Below are 12,446 nucleotides of genomic sequence, written 5' to 3'. Positions count from 1 at the left end.
AGAGCTCCCACAGAAGATGTCCAGCTTAACTGCGTCAGGTGACTGACAGCCATAGTCCGATAGCTTAATTTCGCTTCACTTCGTCCGGCTTCGCTACTACTGTGCTGTCCCGGCTTCAGGAACCTGTCATGAAACGTTCGCCTCACTTACTCGCCATCCAGTCACACGTGGTTTTCGGGCACGCCGGCAACAGCGCGGCCGTGTTTCCTATGCAGCGTATCGGCATCAATGTCTGGCCTCTGAACACTGTGCAGTTCTCCAACCACACTCAGTATGGGCACTGGGCGGGTGAAGTGTTGGCGCCGCAGCAGATTCCGGCGCTGGTCGACGGGATCGCGGCGATTGGGGAATTGGGAAATTGCGACGCCGTACTGTCCGGCTATCTGGGCAGCGCCGCGCAGGGGCGAGCGATTCTGACGGCCGTCGAGCACATCAAACGCGCCAATCCCCGTGCGCTTTACCTGTGCGATCCAGTGATGGGTCATCCAGAGAAAGGCTGCATCGTGCCGCAAGAAGTCAGCGATTTCCTATTGGATGAAGCGGCGGCAGTGGCTGACTTTCTGTGCCCGAATCAGCTGGAACTGGACAGTTTCTCGGGTCGAAAGCCCTCGTCGCTGCTTGACTGTCTGGCGATGGCTCGGGCACTGCTGGCGAGAGGTCCGAAGGCGATCATCGTCAAACACCTGGATTATCCGGGAAAGCCCGCCGATGGGTTTGAAATGCTCCTGGTGACCGAGCACGAAAGCTGGCACCTGCGCCGACCGTTGCTGGCGTTCCCCCGGCAACCCGTGGGCGTGGGCGATCTGACGTCCGGTCTGTTCCTGTCCAAGGTGTTGTTGGGCGAAGACCTGCGCAGTGCGTTTGAATACACCGCCTCGGCAGTGCACGAAGTGCTGCTGGAAACTCAGGCCTGCGGCAGTTATGAGCTTGAGCTGGTCCGGGCGCAGGATCGGATCGCGCACCCGCGGGTCAAGTTTGAAGCGACTCGCCTGTAACACAATGGTCTGTAGGAGCGTGGCTTGTCCCGCGATCGGCGGGGCACCCGCCGTAAATCCGTTTCACGCGTTCGTTCTCACAGACTGCACACAACGTTTCTGCTGCCGGTGCCCGGCAGATCGCGGGACAAGCCACGCTCCTACATTTATCTCGCCATCGACTTGAGTCTGAGAATCAAACCCCGTCTTCCCTGATCTCGCGATAACGCTTTTCCAGTTCCTGACGAATCTGGCGACGCTGTTGCGCTTGCACGTAGCGGCGTTTGTCTTCGCTGGTCTGTGGGCTCAGCGGCGGTACGCTCGCCGGTTTGCGTTGATCGTCCACCGCCACCATGGTGAAGAAGCAGCTATTGGTGTGACGCACCGAGCGCTCGCGGATGTTCTCGGTCACCACTTTGATGCCGACTTCCATGGACGTATTGCCGGTGTAATTGACCGACGCCAGGAAGGTCACCAGCTCGCCGACATGTATCGGCTCGCGGAAAATCACCTGATCTACCGACAGCGTCACCACATAGCGACCGGCGTAACGGCTTGCGCAGGCGTAAGCGACTTCGTCGAGGTACTTGAGAAGGGTGCCGCCGTGCACATTGCCAGAAAAGTTGGCCATGTCCGGGGTCATCAATACAGTCATCGACAGCTGGGCGTTTCCGGGTTCCATAGCGTGCTCACGGTCAGTTGAGTCAGAAAAATTGGCACCTGTTTCGGTGCTCGATGCAAATCGGTCATCAAGACCCACATTATCGGGACGCTGACAGTTGGCCTGCCGTCACGCCTGTTGCCTATCTGTTTCCATATATTGCACCGGCTTTATCCGCTTTTGTGCGGTGTTAACCTGCGAAAACCCTTGGATGGGGTATTTCCTGCGTTTTGATAAGCCTTTTCTGGCCTTGCTGGCGAATTTTCGTACAGCAGGCGTCCGTCTTTTCGGCAGAAACGCGCATCTTCACGGTTCGTTACAAGGAGTCCGCGCCCATGCATGCCATCAGTTTCATTCAGGACCTGGCCGTTATCATGCTGGTGGCTGGCGTGGTCACCGTGTTGTTCCACCGGCTCAAACAGCCGGTCGTGCTGGGGTACATCGTGGCGGGCTTCATCATTGGTCCGCATACGCCGCCGTTCGGCCTTATCCACGATGAAGACACCATCAAGACCCTCGCCGAACTGGGCGTGATCTTCCTGATGTTCTGCCTGGGACTGGAATTCAGTCTGCGCAAACTGTTCAAGGTCGGTGCCACGGCATTTATCGCGGCGTTCCTCGAAATCATGCTGATGATCTGGATTGGTTACGAAATCGGCCAGTTCTTCGGCTGGAGCACCATGGATTCGCTGTTTCTGGGTGCGATCCTCGCGATCTCTTCTACCACCATCATCGTCAAAGCGCTCAACGACCTGAAAATGAAGAACCAGCGTTTTGCGCAGTTGATATTTGGTGTGCTGATCGTCGAAGACATTCTCGGTATCGGCATCATCGCACTGCTCTCAGGGATTGCCGTCAGCGGCACTGTCAGCTCCGGAGAAGTGTTTTCCACGGTCGGCAAGCTGTCGCTGTTCATGATCGTCGCGCTGGTCATTGGCATTTTGCTGGTGCCACGCCTGCTGGCATATGTGGCGAAATTCGAAAGTAACGAGATGCTGCTGGTGACCGTGCTAGGCCTGTGTTTTGGCTTCTGCCTGCTGGTGGTCAAACTCGAATACAGCATGGTGCTGGGCGCGTTCCTGATCGGCGCAATCATGGCTGAATCGAAACAACTGGCGAAGATCGAGCACTTGGTCGAACCCATTCGGGACATGTTCAGCGCGATCTTCTTCGTGGCGATCGGCTTGATGATCGACCCGCAGATCCTGCTTGATTACGCCTGGCCCATTGTTGTGATCACCGTCGCCGTTGTACTGGGCAAGATGCTGTCCTGCGGCCTGGGCGCGTTCATTGCCGGTAACGACGGCAAGACCTCACTGCGCGTGGGCATGGGTCTGTCACAGATCGGTGAGTTCTCGTTCATCATCGCGGCGCTGGGGATGACGCTTCAGGTCACCAGTGACTTCCTGTATCCGGTTGCCGTGGCAGTGTCGGCGATTACCACACTGCTCACGCCTTATCTGATCAGGGCAGCGGATCCGCTGTCTCACTCACTCGCCGCCATCGTTCCGACGCGCGTGGCCCGGGTGTTCGGTCTCTACGGGGAATGGCTGCGCAGCATTCAGCCACAAGGACAAGGCGCATTACTTGCGTCGATGATCCGCAAGATCCTGCTGCAGGTCGGCGTGAATCTGGCCCTGGTGGTGGCGATTTTCTTCTGCAGTGCGTATTTCGCCGAGCGAATTGGCGACTATTTCAGTGAGTGGGTCAGTGAGGTGGGTCAGCAAAAAGCCTGGATATGGGGCGCTTCGCTCCTGCTGTCGTTGCCGTTTCTGATTGCGGCGTATCGCAAGCTCAAAGCACTGTCGATGCTGTTGGCTGAGATGGGCGTCAAGCCTGAGATGGCGGGCCGGCATACTGCACGCGTGCGACGGGTGATCGCCGAGGTGATTCCGCTGCTGTCGCTGGTGGTGATTTTCTTGCTGATCGCGTTGCTCTCGGCGAGCATGCTGCCGACCAGTGAATGGCTGATGCTGATCGTACTGGTCGCGGCGGTCGTCGCTGCGGTGCTATGGCGGTGGTTCATACGCGTGCACACACGCATGCAGATCGCGCTGCTGGAAACGCTGGGGAATCATCAGGAGCCTTCGGAGCGTTAAGCTGCGAAGGCTCCTGGATGAGCGGTGCGGGTCTCAGCTTTCCAGCCAGACGTCCCGCGCCCAGTGCCAGACCGATTCCCAGCTTTCTTCGGTGACGAGTTCTTCTTCGCCGGACCACAGCACCACGGTGCCGTCTTCCTCGACGCAGTAATAGTCCTCGCCGTCCTGACAGATCGGGATCAGGTCGCGCGGTACACCGATATCCCAGGCATTGGCTGCGACGTCTGGCAGATAGGTGTGGGATTGAGGATCGGTCACGGTGACCGGCTCAAGGCTGCCGTAAACCACGTCACTGACGGTCAGCAGAAACTCTTTGAAGACAAAAGGGATATTGATGAACAGCTCTTCTTCGATTTCGACGAGCTGATCTTCGTCCGGCAGCTCAAGCGGGACAGGAACCGGCTCATTGGCTTCACGGAGTTGTTCGATGACTTCTTCCACGACGTGGATCCTCTAACGATTTGCGCGGGTTATACAGTAGCTCAAAGGCATCACCAAATTAACTGCGCCGTTCCAAAAACAAAACCCCGAAACAAGTTCGGGGTTTTGACTAGAACGGTGCCTCAGAGTTTCAGCCGTTCTGGCGGATACCTGCCACCAGCCAAGGCTGGTTGTCGCCAGGCGCGCGTTCCATGTTCCAGCTTTCGCTGAACACTTCGCCCTGGTCAAAGCGCGAAGTCTTCGACACGCCGTTGAAGGTCAGGGTCGCGATGGTCTTGTCGGCGCGATCGTCCAGACCGTCCAGTTGCACGGTCAGGTTGTCGATGTAGGTCGACTGGAAGCCGTCACCCAGGTCCGCACGTTCTTTTTTCAGGAACTGCAGCATTTGTGGGGTCACGAACTCGGCGATCTTGTCCATTTCGTTCGCATCCCAGTGCTGTTGCAGCGACTGGAAGTGCGTACGCGCGGCTTCAAGGAAGCGCTCCTCGTTGAACCAGGCCGGTGCGCTGATCACTGGACGCGCTGACGCTGCAGGCGAGCCACCGAACATCGAGTTGGTCTGTTGAGGCTGCTCGAAGGTTTCACGCTGGTACGGCGCGCCCGCTGGAGCCATTTGCGGCTGCTGCTGTTTGCGTCGACGTGCCGCGATGAAGCGGAAGATCACGAAGGCGATGATGGCCATGATCAGGATGTCGAAGAACTGCATGCCCTGGAAACCACCGCCCATGAACATGGAGGCCAGGGAGGCCACCTGCAGCGATACCTGCCAGTGGGCCCAGCCATTTGGAAGCACCGCCTGCAGCAGCAGCAGGACGGCCGGCGGCGTTAGGCGCGGCGGCAGGAGCGGAAGGAGCTGTTTGGCGCGCCTGGTGACTTGGCGCCGAGCCCATGCTCTTGCCACCACCGAAACGCGCGGCGTTGGCATCCAGGCTCATGGTGAGCCCGATGACCAGCGCCAAAGCGATGCTTAGAAAACGTTGCATATTGGGAATTCCCGTTTGTGGATTGCACGCGCGCCATATTGAACAGGACAAATGTGTCTGACCAGCGGCCATATGTTTCCGGCTTTTGCGTGGATCTTCAAAGCGCCTGTAATACTTGGGTTGTAGGCCGGTGAAGAAAGTTCTGTAGGAAAGATGGGGGCCGGATGTAGGAATGCAAGTGGGAAGGGGTGTCTGGCGACTGATTACCTGCAATCAGGCGAACCTTTTGTGGAAGCGAATTCATTCGCGACGGGGTTTGTCAGCCTCTGAATCTCTATCGGCTGTACTGGCCTCTGGCGAATGAATTGGCTCCCACAGATTTTGCGCGGTATCAGCGACGGCTCAAACCGGCTCCAGCTTCGCGTAACCCAGCATCAACCACTTGCTGCCTTCGGCGAAATTCACCTGAACCCGTGCCTGAGCACCCGCGCCTTCGAAATTGAGGATCACGCCCTCGCCGAAGACTGCGTGTTGTACGCGTTGCCCCAGCGAGAACTGGCTCTGCGGGATGCCTTCGCCGTCAAACAGACGGCTCGGCGCCATGGTTTTGGAGCCACCGAAAGGACGCGTCACGCTGTTGGACAGCCGCACTTCCTGAATCAGGTTCGGCGGAACCTCGCGTACGAAGCGCGACACCTTGTTGTAGGTCTCGCTGCCGTACAGGCGGCGGGTTTCGGCGTACGTCAGCACCAGGTGCTGCATCGCCCGCGTGATACCGACATAAGCCAGGCGGCGCTCTTCTTCAAGGCGGCCTGGTTCTTCGAGGCTCATCTTGTGCGGGAACAGGCCTTCTTCCATCCCGACCAGGAAGACATACGGGAACTCGAGGCCCTTGGCGCTGTGCAGCGTCATCAACTGAATGCTGTCTTCGTGCTCATCTGCCTGCGTGTCGCCGGCTTCCAATGAGGCATGGCCGAGGAACGCTGCCAGTGGCGTCAGGTCTTCCTCGTCCTCGCTGGCCTCGAAGGCACGCGCGGCGCTGACCAGTTCCTCAAGGTTTTCTACCCGTGCCTGGCCCTTTTCGCCTTTTTCTTCCTGGTGATAGGTGATCAGCCCGGATTGTTCGATCACGGTCTGGGTCATCAGGTGAAGCGGCATCTCCATGACCTTGGCCGACAGGTTTTCGATCAGCTCTATAAAGGCACCGAGCGCGCCGGCCGCGCGGCCGGTCAAGCCCTTGTTGGCGACCAGCAAGCGCATGGCTTCCCACATCGACACGTCAGAGTGCCGCGCGTGTTCGCGGATCGCCTCGACGGTCTTTTCACCGATACCGCGCGGCGGGACGTTAATCACGCGTTCCAGCGCCGAGTCGTTGCCGCGACCTTCCAGCAGGCGCAGATACGCCATGGCGTTCTTGATTTCGGCACGTTCGAAGAAGCGCTGGCCGCCATAGATGCGGTACGGAATGCGTTCGCGAAGCAAGGCTTCTTCCAGCACCCGCGATTGGGCGTTGGAGCGATACAGAATGGCGATATCGCTGCGCGACATGCCGGTCTTGATCGCGCTCTCGATGGTTTCGACCACGTAGCGCGCTTCGTCGTGTTCGTTGAAAGCGGCATACAGGCTGATCAGTTCTCCATCGCCGACGTCGGTCCACAGCTCTTTGCCCAGGCGGCCGCTGTTGTTGACGATCAGGCCGTTGGCGGCTTTCAGGATGCTTGCGGTTGAGCGGTAGTTCTGCTCCAGACGAATGACTTCGGTGTCCGGGAAGTCATCGGAATACTGATGAATGTTCTCGATCTTCGCCCCGCGCCAGCCGTAAATCGACTGGTCGTCGTCGCCGACCACCATCAGGCTGTCGCCGCCTCGGGCCAGCAGTTGTAGCCAGGCGTACTGCACGGCGTTGGTGTCCTGGAACTCGTCGACCAGAATGTGACGGAAGCGACGTTGATAGTGTTCCAGCAAGCCTTTGTTGTCGCGCCACAGATCCAGCGCCCGCAGCAGCAGTTCGGAGAAGTCGATCACGCTCGCGCGCTGGCAGGCCGCTTCGTAGTTTTCGTAGATCGATTTCATGGTGCTGAGGAACAGGTCCCCGGACGCCTGGATGTGTTTCGGGCGCAGCCCTTCATCCTTTTGCCCGTTGATGAACCACTGCGCCTGGCGTGCAGGCCAGCGTTGTTCGTCCAGGCCCATTTCCCGAATCACACGTTTGACCAAGCGTTGCTGATCGTCGCTGTCGAGGATCTGGAAGGTCTGGCTCAGACCCGCTTCCTGCCAGTGCGCGCGCAGCAGGCGATGCGCCAGCCCGTGGAACGTGCCGACCCACATGCCCGCCGGGTTGATGCCCATCAACTGCTCGATGCGGTGGCGCATCTCGGCGGCGGCCTTGTTGGTGAACGTCACCGACAGGATCGAGTGCGGCGAAGCGTTTTCGACCTGCATCAGCCAGGCGATACGGTGCACAAGCACACGGGTTTTGCCGGAACCAGCGCCGGCCAGGACCAACTGACGACCCAAGGAGGCGGCTACGGCCTGACGTTGGGCATCGTTGAGGGAATTAAGCAGAAGGGAGAGATCATCGCGCATCGGCGCATTCTAGGGTGCCGGGATGGTGTGGGCAAACTCTAACGCTGGCCGGTCGCAAAGTTATGCCTTTCTTCAAACTGTAGGAGCGCGCTTGCCCGCGATTGCTGTCTCGGGGCGACACCATCGGTAACCGGTCCACCCTCATCGCGGGCAAGCGCGCTCCTGCAGGTGTGACGGGTATCCGACCGTCCATACAATTTAATTTTCTGACTGTTTGGTCTCTCCGGTGGCTTGTGTATGCTCCGCTGACGTTCAAGGCTCACTAATTATAAGAACCGCCATGACCCCCAGCTCAGAAGCCCCGGCCGACTCTGTGGCGACACGCCGTGTTATCCACAAACAGTTCGCCACCCAGCTTGCCGTCGAGCGCACACGCCTTCTCTATCAGGGGTCGTTGCTGCCGACCCTGTTCATGTTCATCAATGGTTTGCTCTGCGCCTGGCTGCTCTGGAGCCCGGAGCGCTACGTGCTGGTCAGTGTCTGGGTCGGCTGGCTGTCGGCGCTGGTCTGTCTGCGCGTGCTGCAAGTGGCGGCCTTTCGTGCCGCCTCGCCCGAGCGTCAGGCGCAGCCGATCTGGACGCGCATGTTCCTGGCCGGGGCCTGCGTCAGCGGCCTGACCTTGTCCAGTGCTGCGTTGGTGCTGGTGCCAGTTGAAAGCTTCATTCAGCAAGCCTGGGTCTTCGGGCTGATTGGCGCTGCCTCGTTATCCGCAAGCGTGGCCTATGCTGCGAGCATTCCGGCGTTTCTGACCTTCACCGTCCCGTGCCTGTTACCGCCGATTGTCTACCTGTTCTGGGGTGGTGACGTGCCGTTGCGAGGTTGGGGCTGGCTCGGATTAATCCTGCTGTTGGCACTGATCGTGGTCGCCGCGCAGGTCAACCGGTTGATCCAGCGCGGCTTGACGCGCCGTTTTCAAAACCTTGCGCTGATCGAACACCTGCAACAGGCACAGGCCAAAAGCGAAGCGCTCAATCGGGAGCTCGCACGACAATATGAGGAGCGCACGCGCTACCTGTCGCATTACGACGAACTGACGGGCCTGGCCAATCGTTCGTTGTTCAATGAGCGGTTACGCGAGGCCAACCAGCGCGTTCGTCTGGGCGGGCGAAACCTGGCCTTGCTGCACATCAACCTCGACCGTTTCAAGTTGCTTAACGACAGCCTGGGACATGACGTCGCCGATCAGCTGCTGCGTCTGGTGGGACGTCGGTTGAGTGCTGAGCTGGCAGAGGCCGATACGGTTGCGCGTCTGTCGGCTGACGAGTTTGCGGTGCTGTTCAACACCTACGGCAATTTGACCACGCTGGCCCGCGTGACGACGCGGCTATTGGCCAAGTTGCGTGCCCCGGTATCGGTGTCCGGGCACGAACTGGTGGTCAGTGCATCCATCGGTATCGCGCTGCTGCCGGATTCGGCACGGGACATTGCCGCGCTGGTTTCTCAGGCGAACATGGCGATGCAGCATGCCAAGCACCTGGGCGGGAATAATTTCCAGTTCTACACCGAAAGCCTGCAGGCCCGAACGCTGGAGCGTCTGCAACTGGAGATTCAGTTGCGCCGCGCGATTGAGGACGGTCAGCTTGAGGTGTTCTATCAACCCAAACTTGAGTTGGCGACCGGGCGATTGAGCTCGGCGGAAGCGCTCGTGCGCTGGCGTCACCCGGTTCGCGGCATGGTGCCGCCCGGTGAGTTTATCGGGCTTGCGGAAGAGACGGGCCTGATTGCGGACATCGGAGCGTTCGTGCTGCGTCAGGCGTGTCTGCAGGCGCGGGAATGGCAGCGCAGTGGTCTGTCGCCTATCCGTGTGTCGGTCAACCTGTCCGTGCACCAATTGCGTCAAGGCAAGCTGGTGAGTCTCGTGCGCCAAGTGCTTGATGAGGCCGGGCTGATGCCCGAATACCTCGAACTGGAGCTGACCGAAAGCCAGTTGCTGGACAGCGTCGAACACATCATCAGCACCTTCCAGCAGTTGCGAGAACTGGGCGTGAAGCTTGCCATCGACGATTTCGGCACGGGCTATTCGTCACTGAGCTATCTGAAACGTTTTCCTGTGGACTACGTGAAGATCGACCAGGCTTTTATCCGGGGTCTGAACGAAGGCACCGAGGACGCAGCGATCACCCGGGCGATCATCGCCATGGCGCACAGTCTGGAGTTGAAGGTGGTGGCCGAAGGGGTCGAGAACGCTCAGCAGCTGGAGTTCTTGAGAGAGCACAAATGCGATGAGGTACAAGGCTACTTGATCAGTCGGCCGGTGGAGGCCGGTGCGATGGGCGATGTCCTGCGCAAATGTGAAGCCATCGCCTGGAGCCACGCGTGAAAAGTCCTACACTGCAAGGCGACCTGTCATCCAAGACTCATAGGTTGCGAACAGCAAACTCGTTTAGCTGTGCGGTTTGCAGGTCATGTAGTATAACTACAAGAAAGCTACAGCCCGGCCCATCCTTCTATTGAGTCCTGTCCTTTGAATCTGTTGCAGCACATTGCCCAGTCCCGCCATCTCTTGCGTAAGTCAGAGCTCAAGGTAGCCGACCATGTGCTGCTTGATCCGGCTGCCGTGATGCACAGCTCCATGGCCGATCTGGCCCACAGCGTTGGCATCAGCGAACCCACCATCGTGCGTTTTTGCCGTGCCATCGGCTGCACCGGTTTTCAGGATTTGAAACTCAAGCTCGCGCAAAGTCTGGCGGCTGGCGCAAGTTTCGGGCAGTTCGCAATACACGAGGACGACTCGGTCGCCGACTACAGCCTGAAGATCTTCGACACCACGTTGCACACGTTGATGGAAGTGCGAGAGAAGCTTGATCCCCACGCCCTGCAAGCGGCGGTGACGGTCATGGCCGCAGCGCACCGGGTCGAGTTCTACGGTTTCGGTGCTTCAGGCGCCGTGGCGGCGGATGCGCAGCACAAGTTTTTCCGCCTCCTGCTGACGGCGGCCTCGTATTCCGACCCGCACATGCAAGCCATGTCCGCTGTGACACTCAAGCCTACTGACGTTGCCGTGTGCATCTCTCAGTCGGGGCGCTCGAAAGACCTTCTGATCACCGCCAATCTGGTCCGTGAGAGCGGCGCGAATCTGATCACCTTGTGTCCAAGCCAGACGCCGTTGGCCGAGCTGTCCACGGTCAACCTCGCAATCGATGTGCATGAAGACACTGAGATTTATACCCCGCTGACCTCGCGCATTGCGCACCTGGTGGTCATCGACGTGCTGGCGATGGGCGTTGCCATGGCCCGTGGCCCGAGCCTGGTCAACCACCTCAAAAGCGTGAAGCGCAGCTTGCGCAGCCTGCGTCTGTCGCCGAAGTCGATCAAGTCCGCTGAGGATTGAGCCCTCGCGAATCCTGTAGGAACGCGCTTGCATTCGATTGTCGGCTGGCTGCGCAGCGTTCACTAACTTGTAACCCCTACGCCACCTGATCGTCACGGCTCAAGGCCACTCTGTACTCCCGCACACGCAATGGGAGACAGGATATGCCTCGGCACTACGATGACTCGCACCAGCACAGCACCTCCAGCGTCAAGACCCGTCGCCAGCAGGAAGACCAGCGCCGTATGGCGTTTCGACGCGCGATCGAGACGTACTCCGAAGAGCGTCGCTTGAATCAGGAACTCTGCGACTACCTCGACGCCGCCTCGGCCAACTTCTGGCAGGGCGCTAGCGTTTCGGAAGGTGGCCGTCAAAGCGCCCCATCACCTCGCTGATCTGCGCACGTTCGGTGCGGATGAACGCAAGGAACGCGTGAGCCACCGGCGACAGACGCTTATCCCGCGCCTGCACGACGCACCAGCTTCGATACAGCGGCAACTCGGCCACTGGCAACTCTTGCAGCGTGCCAGTGGCCAATTCCAGACTCAGCGCATGTCGCGTCAGCAGTGCAACACCCAACCCCGCAACCACGCATTCGCGCTGCGCCTCCGCTGACGACACTTCCAGCGTGTGCTCAAAGTGGATGCGCTTTTCCTTGAAATACTCTTCGCACGCCTTGCGGGTTCCCGAGCCCGGTTCGCGAACCACCAGTGTCTGGCCTTCCAGGTCCTTCAGCCCCGGGTTGGGCAGCAGGCACAACGGATGGTCCGGGCGCGCCACCGCCACAATGGGGTTGTTCAGGAAGGGCAAGAATTCCAGCCCCATGTCCTGCGGCACCATCGACATCACCACCAGGTCGTCGCGGTTATCAGACAGTCGGCGGATCACCTGCGCACGATTGACTACAGTCAGATTGAGCATGACTTCGGGGTACTGGCGCTTGAACGCGGCAAACAGGTGCGGCACGAAGTATTTCGCGCTGGATTCAATCGCAAGCTTCAATTGCCCCTGCAGTGATCCCTGCATGTCAGACAGCTGCATATCCAGGTTTTCCAGCCGTCCGAAGATGTCGCGACTGGCGAGCTGCAGCGCTTGCGCGGCTTCGGTCATGTACAGCTTTTTGCCCACATATTCGAAAAGCGGTTGGCCAATGAGCTCTTCCAGTTGACGAATCTGCAGGCTGACCGCGGGTTGCGTGAGCGACATTTCCTCAGCCGCGCGACTGTATGAACGCAGATCGCACACCTCGTTGAAGATTCGCAGTTGACGCAATGTCATACGCATCAATGACTTACGCAATTTCAGGTCGCTCCGCAAATGGCTGAATGCGTGACTATAAGGTTTTACTTATGTTTAACCCAATTTTTACTCATTTTTGTTAATTGCTGATTCGTCATAGGGTGGCCCCATCGCTGCGACGCAACATGCAGTAACGGAATGTCGCCACGTACT

The 12,446-nt window shown here is 59.0% G+C and carries 9 protein-coding genes and 1 pseudogene; 5 read left to right on the top strand and 5 right to left on the bottom strand.

The window, feature by feature from the left end; genetic code table 11:
- Window positions 1-128: 128 nt before the first annotated feature.
- A complete protein-coding gene (gene pdxY, locus AB4N84_RS10655; RefSeq protein WP_460046286.1) occupies window positions 129-995 on the top strand; it encodes a pyridoxal kinase PdxY in 867 nt (288 codons plus the stop codon).
- A gap of 175 nt (window positions 996-1,170) precedes the next feature.
- On the opposite strand, the gene AB4N84_RS10650 is transcribed toward pdxY, so the two are convergent.
- The gene (locus AB4N84_RS10650; RefSeq protein ID WP_062379916.1) at window positions 1,171-1,656 is read right to left on the bottom strand and encodes an acyl-CoA thioesterase; all 486 of its coding nucleotides are present in this window, start codon (window positions 1,654-1,656) and stop codon (window positions 1,171-1,173) included.
- 314 nt (window positions 1,657-1,970) lie between these two features.
- Here AB4N84_RS10650 and AB4N84_RS10645 point away from each other — a divergent pair, with 314 nt between their 5' ends.
- The gene (locus tag AB4N84_RS10645; RefSeq protein WP_074754831.1) at window positions 1,971-3,734 is read left to right on the top strand and encodes a cation:proton antiporter; all 1,764 of its coding nucleotides are present in this window, start codon (window positions 1,971-1,973) and stop codon (window positions 3,732-3,734) included.
- Between the two features lie 33 nt (window positions 3,735-3,767).
- Here AB4N84_RS10645 and AB4N84_RS10640 read toward each other — a convergent pair whose 3' ends face one another.
- The 3 genes and pseudogenes from AB4N84_RS10640 to uvrD form a co-directional block, all read right to left on the bottom strand.
- The gene (locus AB4N84_RS10640; protein WP_460046285.1) at window positions 3,768-4,175 is read right to left on the bottom strand and encodes an SMI1/KNR4 family protein; all 408 of its coding nucleotides are present in this window, start codon (window positions 4,173-4,175) and stop codon (window positions 3,768-3,770) included.
- Window positions 4,176-4,305: 130 nt separating this feature from the next.
- A pseudogene (locus tag AB4N84_RS10635) lies at window positions 4,306-5,158 on the bottom strand (Tim44 domain-containing protein).
- A 342-nt stretch (window positions 5,159-5,500) separates the two neighbouring features.
- Complete coding sequence (gene uvrD, locus AB4N84_RS10630; protein ID WP_460046284.1) at window positions 5,501-7,684, bottom strand: DNA helicase II; 2,184 nt, start codon at window positions 7,682-7,684, stop codon at window positions 5,501-5,503.
- A 280-nt stretch (window positions 7,685-7,964) separates the two neighbouring features.
- Between uvrD and AB4N84_RS10625 the strand changes: the two genes are divergently transcribed.
- The 3 genes from AB4N84_RS10625 (at window position 7,965) to AB4N84_RS10615 (ending at window position 11,389) form a co-directional block, all read left to right on the top strand.
- Window positions 7,965-10,004, top strand: a complete 2,040-nt coding sequence (locus AB4N84_RS10625; protein WP_460046283.1) for a putative bifunctional diguanylate cyclase/phosphodiesterase — start codon at window positions 7,965-7,967, stop codon at window positions 10,002-10,004.
- Window positions 10,005-10,148: 144 nt separating this feature from the next.
- Window positions 10,149-11,015 (top strand): transcriptional regulator HexR, encoded by an 867-nt coding sequence (gene hexR / locus AB4N84_RS10620; protein ID WP_074754821.1) that lies wholly within the window; start codon window positions 10,149-10,151, stop codon window positions 11,013-11,015.
- Window positions 11,016-11,158: 143 nt separating this feature from the next.
- Window positions 11,159-11,389 (top strand): PA3496 family putative envelope integrity protein, encoded by a 231-nt coding sequence (locus tag AB4N84_RS10615; protein ID WP_460046282.1) that lies wholly within the window; start codon window positions 11,159-11,161, stop codon window positions 11,387-11,389.
- Here AB4N84_RS10615 and AB4N84_RS10610 read toward each other — a convergent pair.
- A complete protein-coding gene (locus tag AB4N84_RS10610) occupies window positions 11,343-12,293 on the bottom strand; it encodes a LysR family transcriptional regulator (protein ID WP_460046280.1) in 951 nt (316 codons plus the stop codon). The genes AB4N84_RS10615 and AB4N84_RS10610 overlap by 47 nt on opposite strands.
- Window positions 12,294-12,446: the final 153 nt, after the last annotated feature.

This window comes from Pseudomonas sp. S2_H01, assembly GCF_054668305.1.
The sequence above is the reverse complement of the archived record's forward strand: the minus strand, read 5'-3'. Positions and strand labels throughout refer to the sequence as shown.